This is a genomic window from Gordonia sihwensis NBRC 108236, from assembly GCF_000333035.1.
In the GTDB taxonomy this organism is placed as follows: Bacteria; Actinomycetota; Actinomycetes; order Mycobacteriales; family Mycobacteriaceae; genus Gordonia; species Gordonia sihwensis.
The window spans coordinates 24,851-46,818 of record NZ_BANU01000008.1; the positions used below are offsets into that span (position 1 = coordinate 24,851).

Here is a 21,968-nt window from a genome sequence, read left to right on the forward strand (position 1 = left end):
ATCTCAGCACATTCCGGGAGTCGTCGGAGGCGCGGGGTATCAGCGCCTCGGTGCCCGAGCCCAACCGGTGATGAGGCTCCGTGCGATCGATACCGATCCCGGCAGCATCAGCCGCGAGCCGGGGTTGTCGGCGCCCCAGTCGTCTTCGCGCGCCAGCGCCTCGAGCACCTCGTCCCGGTGGAACCACTTCGCGTCGCCCAACTCGCCGTCGCGGAAGGTCAGCGGTTCGGCGGGGTCGCCGAGCGCCTCGAAACCCAGCATCAGCGACCTCGGGAACGGCCACGGCTGCGAGCCCAGGTATTGCGGCGAGTGGACCCGGATCCCCGCCTCCTCGAACACCTCGCGCCGAACGCACTGCTCCAGCGACTCTCCCGGCTCGACGAAACCCGCCAGCGTGGAGAACCAACGGTCGGGCCACACGGCCTGCCGGCCGAGAAGGACACGGTCGGCTCCGTCGTGCACGAGCATGATCACCGCCGGGTCCGTGCGCGGATACTCCTCGGCACCCGAACCGCCGTCGCGGCGCAGCCAACCGCCCTGCACGAGATCGAGCGGGCGGCCGTCGACCGGCGAGAACTGCGCGGTGCGGTGCCAGTTCAGCACCCCCAGCGCTGTCGCCAGCAGTCCCGCCTCGTCGGCGGAGAGCAGATGGGCGCCTGTTCGCGGATCGGCCACCGGCTCGTGAACCTCATCCACCCGAACGGCCCACAGATCGCAGTCCGCCACCCCCAGGAAGACCGCTCCCGCGACCGGTTCAGCACCGTACTCCGCGGCCCGCGCCCATCGCAGCGCGCCGCGGTCGGTGACCGGATAGCGGCCGCGGTGGTCCACCGGCAGGACGCGCGCCTGCGCCCATCCCGCAGCGAGACGCTCCGGGTCTTTGCGCACCTGGTCGGCGCGGTCGATCTCCGCCCGCGACAGCAGCGGCGGTTCGACGAGCTCGAACGAGGCCATCAGACCGATCCGCCCTGGCGGACGTACAGCAGTCGGTCGCCGACCTCGATCTCCTCGACGCGTTCGTCTCCGACCCGGTACAGCTTGCCGTCGCGCACCACACCGAGGACCAGATCCTTGGTGTGCGCCGGTGAACCGCCGGTCTCCGACGGTTCCACCTCACGTTCGGCGATCGCATAACCCTCTTCTGGGCTGAGCAGATCCTCCACCACCTCCACCACGGACGGGGTGATGGTGGCGATGCCGAGGAGACGACCGGCGGTCTCCGACGAGACCACGACGGAGTCGGCGCCCGACTGCCGCATCAGGTGGGTGTTCTCGGCCTCGTTGATCGACGCAACGATCTTGGCGCGCGGATTGATCTCGCGTGCGGTCAGCGTCGCCAGCACCGCGGTGTCGTCTCGGTTGGCGGCCACCACGATCGCGGAGGCGTGCTGGACGCCGGCGAGCCGCAGCACGTCGGACTTGGTGGCGTCGCCGCGGACGGTGACCAGACCGTGAGCACTCGCCGATTCGAGCGCGTTCGGGTCCTTGTCGACCACGACGATCTCGGCGGGCTTGACGCCGTCGGCGATCACCGCGTCGATCGCTGTGCGCCCCTTGGTGCCGTAGCCGATGACGATGGTGTGGTTGCGCACCCGATTCCTCCAGCTCTGAATCTTGATCGCCTGCCGCGAACGCTCGGTCAGGACTTCGAGGGTCGTACCGATCAGCACGATCAGGAACAGCACGCGCAGCGGGGTGATGAAGACGATGTTGACCAATCGTGCCGACTCGGTGATCGGAGTGACGTCGCCGTAACCGGTGGTCGACAGGGTGACCGCCGAATAGTACAGCGCGTCGATATAGCTCATCGGGACGTCGCGGGCGTCGTGGTATCCGTCGCGATCCAGATAGACCACCACCGAGCAGACGAGCAGCGCGGTCAAAGCCCACGCCACGCGCCTGCCGATCGCCCGCGCCGGGCTCTTCTCATGCTCCGGGATCCGGACGACGCCGACGAGCGCGTAGTCCGGCTCGTCCACCAGTCCGCCGCCGCGCCGCCGCCGTAACCGCTCACGCACGGGAACTCCACCTCGCCCGCGCCGACTGTGACATCACGCATGGGAGGCTACTGCATGGACCGGACCGCCGACGGTCAGCGGTCACGATGGCAGCGGTCACGATGCGCCCGGGTCGGCGAGGATCCGCGCGAGTTCATCGGGGCCGGGGAGATCGGCCGGTTCCAGAGTGAAGTCGTGCCGCACGTAGACGAAGGCCGCCCGCACCTTCTCTAGGGGGATTCCCGACAGCTGAGACCACGCGACACGATAGGCGGCCAACTGAACGAACAGCGGCTTGCGCCGCGCCGGCTCGGGTACGGCGCCGGTCTTCCAGTCGACGATCAACGCGCCGTCGCCGTCTGCGAAGACCGCGTCCATCCGCCCGCGGACCACCGTCGATCCGATGACCGTCTCGAAGCCGACCTCCACCTCCAGCGGCGTGCGGTCGGCCCACTCGGAGGCGAGGAACCGGCTGCGCAACAGATCCAGATCGTCCTCGGCGGGTCCGGCTGTCGCGTCGGCGGCTCCCGGAAGCTCGTCGACGTCGAGCAGCCGCGTGGCGCCGAACCTGCGCTCGACCCAGGCGTGAAACGCCGTACCGCGTCGTGCCATGGGGTTGGGGCGATACGGGACGGGCCGCCGGAGACGGGCCGCGAATGCCTCCTGGTCGGAGTCGAGTTCCACCAATTGACTCACCGAGAGGTGTCCCGGCAGTTCCACGTCCACCGTCGTCTCCCCCGCCCGCGCGTGCTCCTCGAGCAGGACGGCCACTTCGCGCTGCCACTCGCGCGCGTCCACATCCGCCGGCTCGGTATCGGCGACGGCGAACAATGCCCGCTCGGCGCGGGCGGCGTCGACCAGTTCGGCGGCCGCGATCATCGGAGCACGCCGGTCGCCGAGGAGGTCCACCGGCCAGGCGACGCTGATCTGTTGCTCGGTGAGAGGGTTGGCGGCATCCGGTGCGGGCGGCGGCGCGTCGACGTCGATGTGCAAGCCCGAGGGTTCCACCTCGTCGGAGGCACGGCCGGCCGCGGCGTCGGCGACGAGTTCGGCCAGCTCGATGTAGAACTCCGAACCACCGCGCGGCTTGTCTCCCGATTCCGACCAGTGATGCGCGGAGACGAGCAGTGTGTGCTTGGCGCGGGTGAGCGCGACGTACAGCAGGCGACGGTCCTCTTCGAGCCGCCGTCGGCCGATCGCCTCCTTATGCGCGTCGATCGCCGCCTCGAGTTCCTTGCGGTCGCCGACGTCGGTGAGGTCGAGCGGCGGGAAGCCCTCGTCACCGTCGCGTGCGAGATCTCCGCGCAACTCCGCGGGCAGTTCCCGCGCCGAGCCGAGCCAGGTGGTCTCCGCCTTTCCACTCGGGAAGATCCGCTCGGCCACGTGCGGCAGCGCCACCACATCCCATTCGAGGCCCTTCGCCGCATGCACGGTCAGGATCTGGACCCGCTGCTGCGCCACTTCCACCTGCCCGGCTTCGAGTCCCTTCTCGACGGTCTCGGCGGCGTCGAGGAAGGCGAGCAACCCGGGGAGAGTCGCCCCCGGACGCTCGGCGTAGTGGGTCACGTACTCGGCGAAGGCGTCGAGGTGTTCGCGCCCGGTGACCTCGCCGCGCATCCGGCGCGCACGGATCTGCGCCTCCACCGCCACGCCGATCGTCTGTTCGACGTCGGCCACCAGCTCGGGCAGCGGTTGGCCGATCCGTCGTCGCAATCCGTCGAGCTGCCTGCCGAAGGTCGTGATCCGTTCGTATCCGGCCGCACTGTAGCGGGAGGCGTCGCCCGGGTCGGCGAGCGCATCGCACAGTCCCGCCGAGTCGACGGCCTCGCCCGGCAACGCCGCGTCCAGGGCCTCGTCGAGCGCCTCCCGGCTGGTGACGGCACCGGTGGTCGGCGCACCGACGCCCGCGGCGAGCTCGCGCGCGCGGCGCCACAGCGCGGCGAGATCCGCCGCCCCCAGCTGCCATCGTGCACCGGTGAGCAGTCGCATCGCGGCGGTGCCGGCCATCGGATCGGCCATCAGTCGCAGCGTCGCAACGATGTCGGTGATCTCCGGAACGTGCAGCAGTCCGCCGATGCCGACCACTTCGGCCGGGATGCCCCGCCGTTCCAGTTCCGCGGCGAGCGGCGCCGAATCCTCGTTGCGTCGCACGAGGATCGCGGTGGTCGGCGGCGCGACCCCGTCCCGCTGAGCGGACGTGTAGTAGTCCTCGATGCGGTCGGCGATCCATGATCGCTCCTCGACGACGGTCTCGGTGAGTGCCAGGCGAACCGTGCCCGCGGGCGCGTCGGGACGGGCTCGCAGGACGCTCACCGGCACGCCCCGGCGTCGTAACTCCTCCGAGGTCCGATTCGCCAAGTAGAGGGCACCGCGGCAGTTCCGCCAACTGGTCAGCAGCTCCCGGCGATGAGCGTCCCTGCTGTCCGGGCGCGGGAAGTCGCGGGCGAAGCGCGGGAGGTTGGCTGCCGAGGCACCACGCCAGCCGTATATCGACTGGATCGGATCGCCGACGGCCGTGACCGCGATCGCCCGCCTGCCGCCGACCGAATGCCCGCCGAACAACGCCGACAGCAGAATCCGCTGTGAGTGGCCGGTGTCCTGGTACTCGTCCAGCAGAACCGCCTTGATACCGGCGCGCTCGGCGTCGACGACCTCGGGATGCTCCGACACCAGTCGGGCGGCCAGCGACATCTGACTGCCGAAATCAAGCGCACCCTGCGCCGCCATCGCCTCGCGGAGCGCCGACACCAGCGGAATCAACTCCCGGCGTTCGTCGATGACCGCCTGGATGTCGCGGAGCTTCTTGTTGGGTTCGGCGCGCTGCCCCGGCCCCTTCGGGAGGGTGTCGACCAAGCGATACAGGTCGGTACCCGCCGCCCGCAGATCGTCGACGCCGACCAGATGCTCTGCCATCTCCGAATAGAGGCGCAAGACCGCCTCCGTTACCGACGCGGGAACCTTCGTGGTCTTCAGCTCACCCGGCCACGACGCGACCACCGAGAACGCCAACTGCCACAGTTCGGTCTCGCTGAGGAGAGTGGCCGTGGGTTCCACGGGCAACAGCAGCCCGTAATCGGCGATGAGACGGCCCGCATAAGCGTGATACGTGCTCACCTCCGCGTCCGCGCTGCGCAACCGGCTCGCCAACTCGCCGCCCGGATCCCATTCGAGCAGAGCCGGGCTCCCCGCGAGCATCGACAGCCGGCGTCGGATTCGGGCGGCGAGCTCGCTCGCCGCCTTGCGGGTGAACGTGAGGCCGAGCACCTCCTCCGGTCCCACGAGCCGGTTCGCCACCAGCCACACCACGCGGGAAGCCATGGTCTCGGTCTTTCCCGCGCCCGCGCCGGCCACCACGAGCATCGGCTCCAGCGGAGCCTCGATCACCTCCACCTGTTCCGGGGTCGGCGGCGGCAGTCCCAAGGCGGATGCCAGCGACCGCGCCCCGATCCTCGGCGCCCGCCTCGACCTCTCTTCCCGGACCAACGAATCAGTCATCGATGACCGCCTTCCCCCGCAGCTGCGCGGGGCACGACTGCGACAGCGAACAGTGTCCGCACCCGCTGTTCGGCGTCGCTGCGAAGACCGGTCCCACGCTGGCACGCGCGGCCTCCCGAACCACCGTGATCCACTCCTCCACCTGCTCCGGCGTCAGCGGCGGCTGCACACGCTCGGCCGCACCGGTGGTCTTGTTCGCATTCGCGACGTACACGAGCCGACCGCCACCGGGGTCAGCGGCAACCCCCGTCGCTGCGCTCGCCCGGTCATTCCCCGTCGCTGCGCTCGCCCGGACCCCTCCCAGCTTCAACGCCAACTGGTAGGACGCCAGCTGCGGGTGGATCTCGGCATCGGCGGCGCGGATCGGCGTCTTACCGGTCTTGACGTCGACCACCACCGGCCGACCCGAGCCGTCCGTCTCCAGCCGGTCGATGCGGCCCACCAACCGCACCGGCAGCAACGCGTTCCCCGCCTCGTCGACGCCCGCGGGCAGCGTGGCGTCCACCTCCACCTCGACACCGGCCTCGGTGAGCTCGGCCCGGGACAGCCGCAGCCAGTCGCGGAAGTTGGTGAGCATGCCTTCGGCCCGCTCCAACTCGCGCGCGCTGTACCACTGGGCAGGAGACGAGACCCTCCCCCAGACCTCGTGCAGCGCCTCGGTGACCTCTGCGCGATCCATGTCGCCGGCCACCGCCTGCACCAGCGTGTGCACCAGAGTTCCGGTGACCGCTTGTTCGGCGTCGCCGTCACGCCCGCCGTGCCGCTCCAGCACCCATCGAAGCGAGCACTTGGTCAAGGCCTCCACGTTGGACGGCGAGAGCGTGCGAGGACCGTCGTCCGCCGTCCACAGAGGCTTCTGCGTGCTCGGTCCCATCAGACCGAACCAGTCGGCCGGAGCCGCGCCCGGCACCCCGGCCTGAGCCAGATCGGCGAGCAGCGCCGCCGCCACTCGCGTCCGCTCGTCGGGTCCGCCGTCGGCGTCCGCGCCGGACACCACCACCGCCCGCAGTTCGGCGACGAGCGACGGCAGCGACAGCACGCGCCTGACACCGGGATCGATCGGCACTTCCTCGTCGGCGTCTTCGCCGCCGTCTGCGTCGGCGCCGTAGCCGCCGACCGCGTCGGCCAGTTCCGGGACGAACCGCGACGGCGATGCGTCGCCGCTGCCGTCCTCGACCGCCGTGACCAGCAACCGCGACCGTGCCCGGCTGCATGCCACGAGCAGCAGTCGCCGCTCGTCTGCGAGCATCACCGAACCGCGCGCGATGGTGTCGACGGCGTCGGCGCCCACTCCGCTCAACAGGTCGATCAACGCGGGTGTCCCCAGCACGCTGCCCCGGCTGCGCAGCGACGGCCACAGACCGTCGAGCACACCCGGCACCGCGACCACCTCCCATTCGCGGCCGGTCGCGGCGTGTGCCGACACCACCGCGACCGCCTCCGTGCCCGACACCGCGATCCGCGACTCGCGCGGGATCTGGAGTTGGCCGAGGTAATCGACGAAGCCCAATACCCCGGCAGCCGGAAGGTTGTCGGCGAAGGTCCCCGCCGCCTCGAACATGGCGAGCATCGCGTCCAAGTCCCGGTCGGCTTGGTCGCCGCCGCGTCCGCCCCGCAGCGATTGCGCGGTCCACCTCCGCTCGAGTCCGCTGGCCCGCCAGGCGCGCCACAGAGTCTCCTCCACGCCGACGCCTGCCGCCTCCGCCGCTCGCGCGGCGTCCACCGCCTTGCACACCTGCTTGAGAGCGATCGCCTCGAAGTCCGTGAGACCGGCCAGATAGACGTCCATCAGGTCGGCATCGCCCAGGGCCGCGGCGAGCGAGCTCAGCGAATCGGCATCTCGACCGCGCGCTTCGTCGATGCGCCGGATTCCCCTGCGGAGCCGACGCAGACCGGACGGATCGGCGGATCCGACCGGTCCGGTGAGCAACGACACCACCTCGTCGGCGTCCAGCGGCGGCCCGCCCCCAGCCACCCGGAGAATCAACATGAACGCCACGACCGCACGTTGCCGATGGATCGGGACGTCGGTGGCGGGCGTGGCCATCGGCACCCCCGCCGAGGAGAACGCCCGCCGCAGCGCGGGCAGCGCTCTGGGCACCGACCGCACCACGACCGCCATCTCCGACCACGGCACCCCGTCGAAGAGGTGGGCGCGCCGCATCATGTCCGCCACCGCCGTCGCTTCCTTCGCTGCGGACGAGAAGACCCGGACGTCGGCGTGTCCACGGCGGGCCGCGTCATCGCCTCGGTCGGCCGGTTCGGGATAGCCGTGGGGCCGGCTCCCCGGAAGCCGCAGCGCGAGCGCGCGGCCGACCGCGTTCACCGCGGGCGAACCCCGGTAGTCGGTCGTCAACTCCACGTCTCGTTCCGGATCGTCCTCGGTGAGCCCGTCCGCGAACGCCGGATCCGCGCCGCGGAACCCGAACACGGACTGATCGGTGTCCGACGTGACCACCGTCGAGTCGGCGCCGGTCCCGATCAAGCGCACCAGGAACGCAGCCTGGGGGTCGAGGTGTTGGGCGTCGTCGACCAGGACATGACGGATGCGCTGCCGCTGTCCGGCGAGGACCTCGGGGTCGGTGGCGAACGCCGACAGCGCGGAACCGATCAGCTCGGCGGCGTCGACCGCGGTCACACTCGCCTCGGGTGCATCGAGCCCGACCGCCCCGCGCAGCAGCATTCCCTCCTCGTACTGGCGGAAGGCATGTCCCGCGGCCACCCACTCCGGCCGGTTGTGCCGGCGTCCGAGCTCGGCGAGATCGTCCGGTCCCAACCCGCGTTCGGCGGCCCGCATCATCAGGTCGCGCAGGGCCTGCGCGAAACCGTCGGTCGTCAGCGCCGGTCGCAGCCATTCCGGCCAGTACTCGGCACCGTCCTCCACATCGCCGGCGAGCAGTTCGCGCAGGATGACGTCCTGCTCCGATCCGGTGATCAGCCGCGGCGGTGGATTGCCGTGCGCCGACGCCTGCAGCCGCAGCACCGCGAAGGCGTACGAGTGAACCGTCCGCACCAGCGGCTCCCGCAGGGCCCCGCCCAGACTCCCGCCTGCCGAGAGCACACGCCGGGTGATCTCCGACCGCAGCTCACCGGCGGCCCGACGATTCGCCGCCAGCACCAGCACCGACTCCGGGTGTACCTCCGGGTCGAGCAGCCGCGCCACCGCCGCGTCGACGATCAGCGACGTCTTGCCCGTTCCCGGACCGCCGTGCACGCGCCAGGGCCGCCAGGGCCGCGAGGGATCGGCGCGGTGCCGTCCCCCGATCACCGCCGACGCCGACGCCGGCCACGACCGCACGCCGTCCGCCGGGGCGGGCGCGGCGACGAGTCGGGTGCTGGGACGGGTCATGAACCTATGGAAGCACGCGCCTCCGACAGTCCCGGTGGCGGAAGTCCCCATTAGAGTCGAGGCATGCCCGGACCCGCCTCGCCGACGCGCACGCTGCACACGCACCTGTTCGGTACCGACGATCCCGGCGCGCCTGCGGTACTGGCGGTTCACGGCCTCACCGGGCACGGGCGCCGCTGGGAGCAGATGGCCGCCGACCACCTGCCCGGCACACGGGTGGTGGCGCCCGACCTGCTCGGTCACGGCCGCAGCCCTTGGGAGCCGCCGTGGAGCATCATCGAACACGCCGATGCGCTCGGCGCGGCCCTCGACGCTCATGTCCCCGTCGGGCAGGCAGTCGTCGCGGTGGCCCACTCCTTCGGATGCGCGGTGACCCTGGCCCTCGCCGAGCGCCGGCCGGATGCGTTTCGCGGCCTCGTCCTGCTCGATCCGGCCCAAGGTCTCGACCCCGAACGGGCCCGGTTCATCGCCGAGACGTCGATGGCGAACTGGGGCTACCAGGACGCCGACGACGCCAGAGCCGCCAAGCGGATGGAGGGCTGGAGTGCGGTGCCCGCCGACGTGCTCGACGCCGAGATCGCCGAACACCTGGTTCCGGCGGCCGGCGGACGCGTGGCCTGGCGAGTGTCGGCCCCGGCCGCCGCGACCGCGTGGAGCGAGATGAGCGGCGCCTTCCGTCTCCCGCCCGCCGGCATCCCGACGCACGTCGTGGTCGCCGAGCGGGTGCAGCCGCCCTTCGTCCGGCAGGAGTTCCTCGCCGCCTGCGCCGCCGAGCGCGCGGACACGGTGACGGTGCACCGCGTCGACACCGAGCACATGATCCCGTTCCTCGTCCCCGACTTCTGCGCCGCGCTGGTGCGCGACCTGCTGTAGCCGTGGCCGCGGTCACCGAGGATCAGGTGGAGGCGGTACGGGCCCTGGTCGCCGCCATCCCACCGGGAGCGGTGAGCACCTACGGCGACCTCGCCGCCGCCGCGGGACTGTCCAGCCCGCGCATCGTCGGGTGGATCATGCGGACCGACTCGGCAGACCTGCCGTGGCATCGGGTGGTTCCGGCCTCCGGCCGTCCATCGCCCGGCCTGCGTGCGCGGCAATTGACTCGACTGCGCGAAGAAGGCGTCCGAATCGTCGACGACCGCATCGATCTGAAGTCGCACCGGATGCGCCCCGACGGTCCGGGACCGACGGGAGTTCCGGACTAAACCATCATCCGGACGAGGTCGACGACCCTGAGAAGTCCGGGCAGCGCACCGGCGGTCGACCGCGGATGCATGCCGTGGACGGCGAGCCGGAACATGACCGCGCGCAGCAGCATCTGCGGCCACTCCGGGTGATTCGACCACCGCTCCACCAGGTCCTCGCCGGCACCGCCCCATGCGAGCGCGTCGACGACCACCACGGCCGCGGCCCACGACGCGGGACGCCAGTACGGAACGATGTCCGTGATCGCCGGAGCTGCGGCACCCGCGAACAACACCGTGCCGAAAAGGTCGCCGTGCACCACTTGAGACGGCAGGTCGACGGGTCGGCGGAGACTCCCGAGGATCTTCAGTTCGGCGAGACTGCGCTCCCCGTCCTCGCTCGTCGGCTCCGGCATTCCCGCGGCGCGTGCCGTCCGCAGCGGAACGTCCTCCCAGGCGGCCCTGTCTGCCGCGACGAAGACGTCGACGTCGTTGAACGGCGGCGCGGGCGGCTGCAGCATGAAGCGGGGTCGTTCGAGTTTGGCCGTCGCCGCGTGCAGCCGGTCAGCGAGCGCCACGACCTCGTCGTACCGGGGTTCGGGACTGCCCGCGACATAGGTGTCGGCCCGCCAGCCGGACACCACGTAACGGCCGTCGGTGGCGCGGATGGGCCGCGCGATCCGCATTCCCTCGACATACAGGTTCTCTCGCGCAGTGGCCGACCATGCGGCGCGCGCGTGATCGGGAACCAGCGTCAGGACCACCTCGCCGACGCGCCATCCGGTGCCGTCCATCGCGATGGGCGGATGCGCGGTGAGGCCGAACGTGGTCAACACCTGTTCGGGCGGCTCGACAATCATGGTCACGTCCGTCAGATTACCCAGGACGCCTGACGTTCCCGGGCAGCGACACCGGTCCAGTCAGAGGCTCTGCGCCAGTTCGCTCACCACCGGCGGCACCGCACACGCCAGAGCGAAGCCGAGCGGAAAGACCAGTGCCAGCATGCGCGCGGCACCGGTCAGCCGAACTGCGATCGCCGCCGCCGACCCGGCCACGACCAGCACGCACGCCCCGATGTACGTCCACAGCGGGTCGAGGCCGGGCACGAGCACCGGGATGAGGAACCACAGCGGGACGGCAGCCATCAGGCCCGTCGCCACCCCGGCCGCAGCCACCGCCGCCGTGTTGAACGCGGCGGGCAGCAGTGCTCTCGGTCGCCTGGTCATGTCGCCGATTGTGACAGCCGCGCTCAGTAGACCGGCATGGTCGGATCGATCTGCGCGGCCCACGCCACGATGCCGCCCTGCAGGTGTGCGGCGTCGTCGAACCCGGATCTCTTGAGTGCGGCGAGCGCCTCCGCCGATCGGATTCCGGTCTTGCAATACAGCACGATCGGCCGATCGTGCGGCAGGTCTCCCAGTGCACGTCCCGACAGGATCTCTCCCTTCGGGATCAGCTGTGCGCCCGCGATGCGATTGATCTCGAACTCCACCGGCTCGCGGACGTCGATCAGCGCGGGCGGCGCCTCCGAACGCAGCGCCGCGTCGACCTGCGCCGGGGTGAGGGTGGACCCGGCGGAAGCCGCAGCGGCCTCGTCGGTCACCACGCCGCAGAACTCGTCGTAGTCGATCAGTGCGGTCACCGGCCGTCCCTGCGGATCCTTGCGGAGGCGCACGGTCCGGTAGGTCATCTCGAGCGCGTCGTACACCATCAGCCTGCCGAGCAGCGGTTCACCGATGCCGCAGATCAGTTTCACCGCCTCGGTCGCCATGATCGAGCCGATCGACGCGCACAGCACTCCGAGGACGCCGCCTTCGGCGCAGGACGGCACCGAGCCCGGGGGCGGCGCCTGCGGATAGAGGTCGCGATAGTTGACGCCGCGACCGTCGGGAGCGTTCTCCCAGAACACCGACACCTGCCCCTGGAACCGGTAGATCGATCCCCACACGTAGGGCTTCCCGGCCAGCAGCGCGGCGTCGTTCACCAGATATCGCGTCGCGAAGTTGTCGGTGCCGTCGAGGATCAGGTCGTACTCCGAGAACAGGTCGACCGCGTCCTTCGCCTCCAGCCGCCGGTTGTGCAGCCGGACGTCGACGAACGGGTTCAGTTCGGCGATCGAGTCGCGCGCGCTCTCGGTCTTGAGTCGGCCGACGTCTCCCAGCCCGTGAATGATCTGGCGCTGCAGATTGGACGTGTCGACCACGTCGAAGTCGACGATGCCGATGGTGCCGACTCCGGCCGCCGCGAGGTAGAGCAGAGTCGGAGACCCCAGCCCGCCCGCGCCCATCACCAGCACCTTGGCGTTCTTCAGCCGCTTCTGCCCGGTGACGCCGACGTCCGGGATGATGAGGTGCCTGCTGTAGCGCGCGACCTCGTCCCGGCTCAGTTCGGCTGCCGGTTCCACCAGTGGCGGCAAGGACGACATTCTTCAGACCTCCGTCTCCGATCCCGAATACGTCCCAGCCATCCCGTCAGCGGGCGGTGGTCAGTTCGCGGGGAAGGGCCAGGCGTTCGGTTTGCAGACCAGCGTACGGTCGGCCTCCATGTCCGGGTCGAGCGCCATGATCTGCGCATTCGCGGTACCGAAGGTCTGCTGCATCATGATCGGCGCGAGCGCACCGTTCTCCTTGCACGGCTGGTGCTTCTCATATCCGATGCCGTGACCGGTCTCGTGGTTGATGAGGTACTGGCGGTACGTCAGATCGTCGCCTTGGAAGGCCTGCGCGCCGCGCACCCACCGCGCCTCGTTGATCACCACGCGCTTGTCGGGCGGATAGAAGCACGAGGTCTCCAGCTTGATCTGATATCCACACAGTTCGCGGGCGGTGTCGGTCGACGTGAGCGAGATCCGTAGATCCGGCTCGCCGGTGTCGATGCGGCGGAAGGAGACGCGGCCGTCACCGATCCAGCTCTTCTTGTTCGCCAGCGTCGTGTCGACGAGTTTCGCGAAGGCCTGGTCGCCGCCGTAGTCCTGCGGCGACAGTCCCTTCTCCGCCTCGACCGTGTACGTGTAGACCTGCTTGGCCGTTCCCAGCTTGTCCCCGGTGCCGCGCACCACGCGGTAGACCTCGTCTCCCTTGCGCGTGAACGGACCGCCTCCGGGCAGGGCGCCGGCGGGCAGCGCCGCCTCCTGGATCTGCCCGGTCGGGGCGCCGATCGGCGTCGTCTCGTCCTGCACGTGGGTGTTGCGTACGTCGTCACCGGTAGCGGCGGTCTTGTCGACCGCGGTGTCGCCGTCATTGCGGACGGTCATCACAAGCAGCACCACGGTGAGTACGGCCAGCACCGGAATGGCGTAGGCGCGCCAGCCGTATGTGTTGACGAACCGCCCCAGGGTGCTGCGCTTGCGCCGCTCCACCCGCTCGGAGCGCGACCGTCCGCTGTCGGAGATCGGATCCCAGCGGGCACGCAGCGGCTGGTCGGGCCGCGGGCGGCGGGGACGCTGCGCCCCGTTGTCTGGTGTACCGGTCACGCCACAACTTTCTCATAGATGCCCCCTCTCACCTCGCATCCACCCTCGGCCGCGATCCGGATGAGTGTGATCTGAAGCGCTCCGAGTATCCTTTGGGAATGTCGTCTCCCAGTTCCCAGACGTCGGCTCCGGCCGCAGCCGGGCGCTCGAGCACGCGCCTTCCGCGAAGTGCACGCCGCCGCCAGCTTCTCGACGCCGCCAGTGAGATCTTCGTCGAGCGCGGCTATCACTCCGCCGGAATGGATGAGATCGCGATTCACGCCGGTGTGAGCAAACCGGTCCTGTACCAGCACTTCCCGTCGAAGCTCGACCTCTACATCGCCGTGGTCGATTCGCACGCGGAGAAGCTCGTCGCCGACGTGAACCGGGCGCTGCTGACCACCGTCGACAACCGCCGTCGTGTCCTCGCGGCTGTCGAGGCGTTCTTCGACTTCATCGACGACGACAACTCCGGATACCGCCTCATATTCGCCTCCGACGCCATGGACCCGGCCGTGATCCGGCGTGTGGAAGGCGCCACCGAGGCCTGCGTCGACGCCGTCCACGGTCTCGTCATGCAGGATTCGGGGATGGATCCGTACCGGTCCCGGATGCTCGCCGCGGGACTGGTCGGTGCGAGTGTCGTGAACGCTCGGTACTGGGTGGACGCGAGCCGCCCCATCGACAAGGCCAGCGCGGTGGAGATCACCGCGGCGCTGCTCTGGGGCGGTCTGGCCGGCATTCCCCGCCAGACTCCGGGCGACGACTGAGAACTTCCGAGAACCGGTCCGTCTACATGGACCGGTAGACGGCGCTCTCGAAGTCGAGAGCGTGGCGCAGGGCGGCGGGGTCTGCGAACGGCAGTACCTGACAGGCCCACATCCCGGCGATGTCCGCGGACCGATCGATCCAGAAGTACAGGTTGGCCAGGCCAGCCCAGGCGAGTGAACCCGCACTCCGGCCCGTCGGTGCAGCGTCGTCGTTCACCATGAACGTGTAGGCCCACGACTTCGGCAGACCCGGGAAGAACTCGGCGTCGTGCGTGATCACCGGGTCGACGCCCCGCAACGCCGTGACCCGCTGCCTCTCGGCGAGACCGTTGCGAGCCGCCCACTCGACGGTGTCGCTGCGGAGCACGCGCCCACCGTCGCCCGCCCCGCCGCGCAGCCACATGCGGAGGAATCGGATGTAGTCCGGAACTGTGGAGTACAGGCCCTGCCCACCCATCTGGACCTCGGGGTTCTGCGGCATGACGATGCCGGTGGCTTTGAGCGAACCGTCCGGCCTGCGCAGATGCACGGCGGCGCGGCGCTCCTGCATGGCATCGGTGAGCAGGAATCCCGAATCGTCCATGCCCAGCGGGGCGAAGACCCGCTCAGCGAGAACCTCCCCCAGCCGTGCGCCGCGTACTGCTTCGACCACGAGCCCGGCCCAGTCCATGTTCGATCCGTAGTTCCAGCGCGTACCCGGGTCGAACAGCAGCGGCGTCATCAGTGACGCACGCGTCGCCGTCACCACATCCGGGTAATGGCCCTGCCGCACCAGGGAGCGGTAGTTCTCGTCGAAGAACGGATAGGCGAATCCGGCCGTGTGGAGCAGCAGCATCCGAGTGGTGACCGGCGTCGCTGCCGGACGGATCCGCGGACTCCCGTCGGGCTCGAAACCGTCCAGCACGCCGATCTCGGCGATCTCCGGCACGTACTGCGCAGCCGGCGCGTCGAGGTCGATCAGCCCCTCCTCGACGCACTGCAGCACGGCCGTGCCGGTCAGCGGCTTGCTAGCCGAGTACAGGGCGACGACCGTGTCGGCCGTCATCGGGCGGTCATCGGCGACGCTCGTGCTCCCCGCCGCGCCGGTGAAGACCGTCTCCGTCGCGTCGGTCACCGAGGCTACGACGCCCGGCACCCGGTCGGAGTCCGGACCGGTCACCGCATCGTCGAGCAACGCCCTGAGTCGGTCGGAGTCGACTCCGCTCATCGCGCTCAGGCCGCCCCGAAGCCGACCCGTCGGTTCTCGGCGCTGCCGACCTCCACGTAGGCGATCTTGACTGCCGGGACCAGCACGCGCGATCCCTTGTCGTCGGTCAGCGACAGCACGGCATCGGTTCCGCTCAGCGCGCGGTCGGCGGCCGCGTACACGTCATCGGCCTTGTCCGGGCAGGTGAATGCCAACTCGCGCGGGCTGTTCTCGATACCGATCTTGACTTCAACGCTCATAACTTCGGAATCCTACTCGTCACGCCAGCGACAGCTCGGCCATGCGCTGCCCGTGGCGAGCCGCCATGTTGTCGAAGAATGCGGCGGCGTTGGCAAGCGTCGCATCACCTTCGAAGAGCAGCGCCATCACGTCTTCCTCCTCGGCGAGAACCCACTGCATGTGCGTGATCGCCTCACCCAGCAATCGACGGCCCCACAGCGCCAGCGGCGACGCCACGGCCGGATCGGCGGCGACCGCCGCCCGCACCTGGTCGACGGCGAACTGCGACGAACCGGTCTCGGCCATCACCGATTTCATCGTCGGACGCACCTCTTCGGGCATCACATCGGCCATCTCGGCGTAGAAGTCGGCGGCCAGACCGTCACCGACGTGCATCTTGACCAGCACCTCGAGCCACGACGTCGGTGTCGTCACGCGGTGATACTCGTCGAACACCCGGGCGTGCGCGGCCACTGCTTCCTCGGGTGCGCCGCCGTCGGAGCGGATCTGCTCGGCCAACACCTCGAAGTGGCCCATCTCGGCCGCGATCAGTCGCGCGATCGCGATGCGGTCGGCAGTCGTCGGCGCCATCGCGGACTCTTCGATCAGGCGATAGCACGCGGCGAACTCGCCCGCGAGAAGGACTTCGTAGAGCTTGCGAATGGCCGCTGCGTTGTTCGACATGCAAGTCAGAGTATGCAAGGCGGTACACTCGGAGACAGACGAGTCGCCGTTCCGCTCGCCGAATGCACGTTCATGGGCACCGCGCGGCCACTTCGAGCGGCCCGTCGGACATTGAGCGCGCACCTGCGAAGGGCCTCCGGGCCCGGCCGCCGAGGGTCCGGACTAACGATCAGGACCCCGTGGCCTCTCTTGTGTGCGTGCGCGAACACCCGCGAGAGGCTTGAACTGCATATGACCATTGATCCCACGGTGGGCGAAGCCACCGACGACGTCCAGACGACGATCGTCGACGAGGAGCACACCGCCCCGACCTTCGCCGAACTCGGCGTCGACCCCGCGATCGTCGCCGCCCTCGAGGCCGACGGCAAGACCCGTACCTTCGCGATCCAGGAACTCACCCTGCCGCTGGCGCTGGCCGGCTCCGATCTGATCGGTCAGGCGCGCACCGGCATGGGCAAGACCTACGGATTCGGCATCCCGCTGATGCACCGGCTCGCCAACGCCGAGGCGACCGGCCTGCGCGCACTCGACAACACTCCGCGCGCCCTCGTCATCGTGCCGACCCGCGAACTCTGCGTCCAGGTCACCGAAGACCTCGAGACCGCCGCCAAGGGCGTCGACGTCACGCTCTCGAACGGCACCGTTCGCCCGATGAAGATCACGTCGATCTACGGCGGCCGCCCCTACGAGCAGCAGATCGCCGAACTCCAGGCCGGCGTCGACGTCGTCGTGGGCACGCCGGGACGCCTCCTCGACCTCGCGCAGCAGGGACACCTCGTCCTCGGCAAGGTCGGAGTGCTCGTGCTCGACGAGGCCGACGAGATGCTCGACCTCGGCTTCCTTCCGGACATCGAGCGGATCATGGGAGCCCTGCCCACCGACCGGCAGACGATGCTGTTCTCGGCCACCATGCCGGGTCCGATCGTCACCCTGGCGCGGACCTTCCTGAACCGCCCGACACATATCCGCGCCGAGCACGCGAACGACTCCGCGGTGCATGAGCGGACCACCCAGTACGTCTACCGCGCCCACGCAATGGACAAGGCCGAACTGGTGGCCCGCGTGCTGCAGGCGGAGGGCCGTGGCGCGACGATGATCTTCACCCGCACCAAGCGCACCGCGCAGAAGGTGGCCGACGACCTCGCCGAGCGTGGCTTCTCGGTGGGCGCGGTGCACGGCGACCTCGGCCAGGTGGCCCGTGAGAAGGCGCTGAACAAGTTCCGTGACGGCAAGATCGACGTATTGGTGGCCACCGATGTCGCGGCGCGCGGCATCGACGTCGATGACGTCACCCACGTCATCAACTACCAGTGCCCGGACGACGACAAGACCTACGTGCATCGCATCGGACGCACCGGGCGCGCCGGGCGCACCGGCATCGCGATCACCCTTGTGGACTGGGACGAGCTGCATCGCTGGGAGCTGATCGACAAGGCGCTCGGCCTCGGCATGCCCGACCCGGCGGAGACCTACTCCACCTCCGAGCATCTGCGCGAGGATCTGGGCATCCCCGCGGACGCCAACGGCCGTATCGGCGCCCCGGAGCGTTCGTCCGACGAACGGCGGGAGCCGCGCGCGCCGCGCGCCGATCGTCCCAAGCGTGAGCGGCGCCGCACCAGGGGCGGCAAGCCCGCCGGCGCCGAGGGCGCCACGACCGCATCATCGGCGGACGACGCCGAGCAGGCGGAGAAGAGTCCCACCGCCTCGACCGAGCAGCCGGAGGCCGATGGTGAGGCCAAGCGGCCGCGCCGCCGCCGTCGTCGTCGCAGCGGTGGTGCGAAATCCGGTGAGGGCAGTGACGGCGCTTCGCGCGACGCGGCGCCCGCGGCAGCGGCCGAGTAGCTCCGCCCGGACGCTTTTCGCATACCCTCGCGAGAATGGGACGGATCAAACCCGAACGGCGCACCCGCACCGACCTCATCGTGACCGCGTTGATCGCGGCGATCGTGGTCGCGGCGGGTGTCGCCGTCTGGTGGACCAGCCCCGCCCGCCATACCGAGTCGGTGACCGCGACGACACCCGCTCCGGTCCAGCTGCCGGCTGAGAACGTTCCGCGCGAGGTCTCGGTCCGTTGGTCCGCGCAGTCGGACGTCACCACTGTCCCGCAGATCACCCGCGACTCCCTGGTGACCGCGTCCGGCGGCACGGTGGTCGCGCATCGGCTGAGCGACGGAACCGACCTCTGGAGCTACCGGCGGAATCTGCCGCTGTGCGCGGCGGCCGCGGGATGGACCGGCGGCGACAACGACGTGCTCGCGGTGTACCGGAACAGCCGGGGTTGCAGCGAGGTCACATCGTTGCGAGGTTCCGACGGTGCTCGTCACGCCGCCCGCACCAGTGACGCCGACGACACCGTCCACCTCTCCATCGATACCGGCTACGCCCTCCTGTACGGCCCGACGCGCCTCGAGACGTGGGGTTCGAATCTGGTGCGCGGCATCGAGTACGGGCGTGTCACGGCACCGGTGAACCCCGACGTGGCGCCCGACCGCACCCATTGCCGGCTGTACTCTGCGGTCTCCGGTGCGGATCGGGTGGCGATCGTGGAGCGATGCGATGACGATCCCGGCTACCGGCTGACGGTGCTCAGTTCGAATCTGACCAGCGACGAGAAGATCCGCCAGTGGGGTTCGACCCTGATCACCACATCGGCTGCGGGTCCCGCTCCCCGAGTGGTGGCGGCGACCGATTCCACGATCGTGGTCTACGACGGCGGCGCCGACCCGTCCGGTTCCGTCGGCGCCCCGCAGGGACCGCGTCTGCGCCTGTTCACACCGCAAGCCGAGAGCCGAAGCGAACACCCGGTGGCCGGTGACGCCCAGGTTCCCGAGCGGAGCGATCCGATCATCGATCAGGGTGTCGTCTCGTTCTGGACCGGCAAGGCCACCGTGGTACTGGACGCCTCGAATGGAAACCCGATGTTCCAGGTGACAGATGCCGTCGGCCCCGGGGCGGTGATGGCGGGGCAACTGCTGGTGCCGATGCCCGGGGCCATCAGCGTGCGCCGCGTGTTCGACGGCCACGAGGAGTTCAGCATTCCGGTGGATCGCGGTCAGGTGGTCGGACCGGTGGCGCTGCGCGTGCTCGGCGATACGATCCTCGAGCAGCGGGGCACGCAGGTCGTCGCATTGCGCTGAGGGTGACAGGGCCGCTGTCCTCTGCACTGAGAGTTGCGGGGCGCGACGACCGTCTCCCATTTGAGTCCGGCGGGTGCAGATTCTTCGGTTGTCCGGCGTGGTGGATGGGGTTCAGGCGCCAGGGGTGGTCGGTGGTGGCTGGTCGCCAGGCCATCCGTCCGGTGTGGGGTCCGTCGGGGAGGATGGTGGTCTCCCATTGTCCGCGGTTGGTGCCGACGGCGCGGTTGTGGCGTCCGCACGCGGCGCCGAGGGCGTCGATGTCGGTGCGTCCGGCCGGGGTGATCCAGTCCGGTGCGTGATGGGCTTGAGTTTGCGCGAAGGGGCGATCGCAGCCGGGGGCGGTGCAGCCGCGGTCGCGGGCGAACAACGCCAACCGCTGCGCCTTACTCGCGAACCGAGCACCACGGCCCTGGTAGAGGACTTCGCTGGTGTGGTTGCGGAAGACGGCCAAGTGCGGGACGGCGTCGGCAGCCAGCCGCACGAGTTCGCCGATCGGGATGCGGGTGCCGGTGGCGGTCAGGGCGATGCCGGCGTGGGCGGCGAGTTCTTGGTCGGTGACGGTGATGACGAGTTCGGTCGGTATCCGGTTCGGTGCTCCGAGTCCGTCGTGGGCGAGAACGTAATCACACAACGCCAGCAACGCATCATGCGTGCGTTGGGCGGCACTACGTAGATCCCGCCCCCGCGCCGCCGCCAAAGCCTCGGCGTCGATGCCGTCGGCGTCGATGGTGCCGGTGGGCGAATCCGGGTCGGTGGGGTTGTTCATCCCGGGCGCGGCCCAGGCGGTCAAGATCACCTCGAACTTGGCCCGCAACTCCGGAGTCATCGCGCCGCGGACCTTGCTCATGAGTTGTCGGTCTTGCGGGAGGATGGTGATTCCGCGTTGGCGTTGCCGGTCGACGTGATCGCTCTCCTGCCCGTCCGGGTCCAGGTGGGCGAGCAGTCGGTCACCGACCTTGCCCAGATCATCCGGATTCAACCCAGCCGCCGCCTCGGCCAACTCCGCCTCGGCACGCGCTTTGACCTCCGGCGAGATGCAGCCCGGTACTTTCGCCAGCACCGCGGAGATCACTAACGCGTGTTCGGCGCCGACGGTCCCGCCCGCCACCGACGCGGCGGTCGCCGGCTTCCGGGGAGGCAGAGTCTGCCCTTGGAAGTTGGAGAATTCGCCGATCGCCTCGGCCATCCGGAGCCGTCGACTCGCCTCCCGGGTTCCGAGCCGCAGCCCTTGTGAGAGGTATTGGTGCGGATTCAGGTAGCCGGCGGTGCGGTGCGCGTTGCGGTCGGAGACCTCCACCAGCAGCGCGGCGGAGATGCCGTCCCAGCGTCGCCGGATCCGTTCGGCGGTCTGTGTGTGGGCCAGCAGTTCCGGTTCGGTCTCCGGCGACAGGGAGGTCTCGGCGAGTTTGACCGCCGCTGCATCGATCAATGCCAACAACTCTGCAGGCTGGTCCGGCAGCGCACCGGTGGCGACGACAGTGGCGATCGAATCGGTGATCGGATCGGTCATCGCCGCCACCTCCCCCGAGTGTTTCAGCTGGTCACACCATGTTTTCTTGACCTAGCCGAACACTACCAAGGGGGTCTGACAGAACTCCCGGTCCGATCGTCCGACAGCGCGCCTCGCTAGATCTCCAACTCATACGTCCGGACGTCGGCACCATTCCACGACTGCCAAAGGTTGTCGGCGAGGTCGCGGTACGCGGTGGCGCCCTTGTTCTTCCGCCCGCGCATCACTGACGCACCGGAGGCCGAGGCCTCGGCGAAGCGGACGGTCCGCGGGATCGGCGGGTCCAGCACAGGCAGCGCATAGCGGTCCGAGACGTCCGACAGCACGTCGCGACTGTGGGTGGTCCGGGCATCGAACAGGGTCGCGACCGCACCGAGCATCTTGAGGTCCGGATTGGTGATCTGCTGAACTTCAGTGACGGTACGCAGCAACTGTCCGACGCCGCGGTGCGCGAGCGTCTCACATTGCAGCGGGACCACCACCTCGTCGGCAGCGGTGAGTCCGTTGAGCGTCAGAACCCCCAGCGACGGCGGGCAGTCGATGAGCACCACGTCGTAATCCTGCGCCACCTCCGCCAAGGCCCGTTTCAGCGCGTATTCGCGGCCCGGCCGCATCAACAGCAGCGCTTCGGCACCGGCGAGGTCGATGGTGGCGGGCAACAAGGTCACATTGTCGTCGGTATCGAGCAGAACGTCGGCGATGTCCTCGGCGCCGATCAGCACGTCGTGCACCGACTTGGTCAGCTGATCCGGGTCGTGCCCCAGCGAGAAAGTGAGGCAGCCCTGGGGATCGAGATCGACGACGAGAACCGAGACGTCCTCGTCGGCCAGGGCGGCGCCGATCGACGCGGTGGTGGTGGTCTTCGCCACTCCACCTTTCTGATTCGCGATGGCAAGGGTGCGCGTCATGGCCACCACCATACGGTGGCGTCCCTCATACCACCGGGATCAGGCGTCCGGGTCACACGT

Annotated in this window: 18 protein-coding genes; 5 read left to right on the forward strand and 13 right to left on the reverse strand. The window is 69.6% G+C overall.

What is annotated here, in order from left to right:
- Positions 1–39: 39 nt before the first annotated feature.
- From nudC to GSI01S_RS05680, 4 genes are all read right to left on the reverse strand, one after another.
- Positions 40–954 (reverse strand): NAD(+) diphosphatase, encoded by a 915-nt coding sequence (gene nudC / locus GSI01S_RS05665; protein ID WP_006895508.1) that lies wholly within the window; start codon positions 952–954, stop codon positions 40–42.
- Positions 954–2,018 carry a potassium channel family protein gene (locus tag GSI01S_RS05670; protein WP_006895509.1) on the reverse strand — a complete coding sequence of 355 codons (1,065 nt, stop codon included), beginning with the start codon at positions 2,016–2,018 and terminating at the stop codon, positions 954–956. Before GSI01S_RS05670 ends, nudC begins: the two co-directional genes overlap by 1 nt.
- Before the next feature lie 96 nt (positions 2,019–2,114).
- Entirely contained in the window at positions 2,115–5,492 is a 3,378-nt protein-coding gene (locus tag GSI01S_RS05675) for an ATP-dependent helicase (RefSeq protein ID WP_006895510.1), read from the reverse strand.
- Entirely contained in the window at positions 5,485–8,841 is a 3,357-nt protein-coding gene (locus tag GSI01S_RS05680; protein WP_006895511.1) for an ATP-dependent helicase, read from the reverse strand. Before GSI01S_RS05680 ends, GSI01S_RS05675 begins: the two co-directional genes overlap by 8 nt.
- 63 nt (positions 8,842–8,904) lie before the next feature.
- Here GSI01S_RS05680 and GSI01S_RS05685 point away from each other — a divergent pair, with 63 nt between their 5' ends.
- Positions 8,905–9,714, forward strand: a complete 810-nt coding sequence (locus GSI01S_RS05685) for an alpha/beta hydrolase (RefSeq protein WP_006895512.1) — start codon at positions 8,905–8,907, stop codon at positions 9,712–9,714.
- A gap of 2 nt (positions 9,715–9,716) precedes the next feature.
- A complete protein-coding gene (locus GSI01S_RS05690; RefSeq protein ID WP_006895513.1) occupies positions 9,717–10,043 on the forward strand; it encodes an MGMT family protein in 327 nt (108 codons plus the stop codon).
- Here the strand turns inward: GSI01S_RS05690 and GSI01S_RS05695 are convergent.
- Genes GSI01S_RS05695 through GSI01S_RS05710 form a run of 4 tightly spaced genes read right to left on the reverse strand, consistent with a single transcriptional unit; the run spans position 10,040 to position 13,494 of the window.
- Complete coding sequence (locus GSI01S_RS05695) at positions 10,040–10,882, reverse strand: TIGR02569 family protein (RefSeq protein WP_006895514.1); 843 nt, start codon at positions 10,880–10,882, stop codon at positions 10,040–10,042. The genes GSI01S_RS05690 and GSI01S_RS05695 overlap by 4 nt on opposite strands.
- Positions 10,883–10,942: 60 nt before the next feature.
- On the reverse strand, positions 10,943–11,248 hold the full coding sequence (locus GSI01S_RS05700) for a hypothetical protein (RefSeq protein ID WP_006895515.1): 306 nt from the start codon (positions 11,246–11,248) through the stop codon (positions 10,943–10,945).
- 23 nt (positions 11,249–11,271) lie between these two features.
- Complete coding sequence (gene moeZ, locus GSI01S_RS05705; RefSeq protein ID WP_006895516.1) at positions 11,272–12,447, reverse strand: adenylyltransferase/sulfurtransferase MoeZ; 1,176 nt, start codon at positions 12,445–12,447, stop codon at positions 11,272–11,274.
- Positions 12,448–12,507: 60 nt separating this feature from the next.
- Entirely contained in the window at positions 12,508–13,494 is a 987-nt protein-coding gene (locus GSI01S_RS05710; RefSeq protein ID WP_006895517.1) for a DUF3152 domain-containing protein, read from the reverse strand.
- Between the two features lie 98 nt (positions 13,495–13,592).
- Here GSI01S_RS05710 and fasR point away from each other — a divergent pair, with 98 nt between their 5' ends.
- Positions 13,593–14,243, forward strand: a complete 651-nt coding sequence (gene fasR, locus GSI01S_RS05715; RefSeq protein ID WP_006895518.1) for an HTH-type transcriptional activator FasR — start codon at positions 13,593–13,595, stop codon at positions 14,241–14,243.
- Between the two features lie 22 nt (positions 14,244–14,265).
- On the opposite strand, the gene acmB is transcribed toward fasR, so the two are convergent.
- Genes acmB through GSI01S_RS05730 form a run of 3 tightly spaced genes read right to left on the reverse strand, consistent with a single transcriptional unit; the run spans position 14,266 to position 16,353 of the window.
- Positions 14,266–15,450, reverse strand: a complete 1,185-nt coding sequence (gene acmB / locus GSI01S_RS05720; protein ID WP_006895519.1) for a methyl acetate hydrolase AcmB — start codon at positions 15,448–15,450, stop codon at positions 14,266–14,268.
- Positions 15,451–15,455: 5 nt separating this feature from the next.
- Entirely contained in the window at positions 15,456–15,689 is a 234-nt protein-coding gene (locus tag GSI01S_RS05725; protein WP_006895520.1) for a DUF3107 domain-containing protein, read from the reverse strand.
- A 19-nt stretch (positions 15,690–15,708) separates the two neighbouring features.
- A complete protein-coding gene (locus GSI01S_RS05730; protein ID WP_006895521.1) occupies positions 15,709–16,353 on the reverse strand; it encodes a ferritin-like fold-containing protein in 645 nt (214 codons plus the stop codon).
- 231 nt (positions 16,354–16,584) lie between these two features.
- Here GSI01S_RS05730 and GSI01S_RS05735 point away from each other — a divergent pair, with 231 nt between their 5' ends.
- A complete protein-coding gene (locus tag GSI01S_RS05735; RefSeq protein WP_006895522.1) occupies positions 16,585–18,195 on the forward strand; it encodes a DEAD/DEAH box helicase in 1,611 nt (536 codons plus the stop codon).
- 35 nt (positions 18,196–18,230) lie between these two features.
- Complete coding sequence (locus GSI01S_RS05740; protein WP_006895523.1) at positions 18,231–19,490, forward strand: Rv3212 family protein; 1,260 nt, start codon at positions 18,231–18,233, stop codon at positions 19,488–19,490.
- Here GSI01S_RS05740 and GSI01S_RS19750 read toward each other — a convergent pair.
- Together GSI01S_RS19750 and GSI01S_RS05760 are read right to left on the reverse strand one after the other, a co-directional pair.
- Positions 19,384–21,000, reverse strand: a complete 1,617-nt coding sequence (locus tag GSI01S_RS19750) for an HNH endonuclease signature motif containing protein (protein ID WP_006895524.1) — start codon at positions 20,998–21,000, stop codon at positions 19,384–19,386. The two genes, GSI01S_RS05740 and GSI01S_RS19750, sit on opposite strands and share 107 nt — an antisense overlap.
- 116 nt (positions 21,001–21,116) lie before the next feature.
- Positions 21,117–21,908, reverse strand: a complete 792-nt coding sequence (locus GSI01S_RS05760; RefSeq protein ID WP_039867080.1) for a ParA family protein — start codon at positions 21,906–21,908, stop codon at positions 21,117–21,119.
- Positions 21,909–21,968 lie beyond the last annotated feature (60 nt).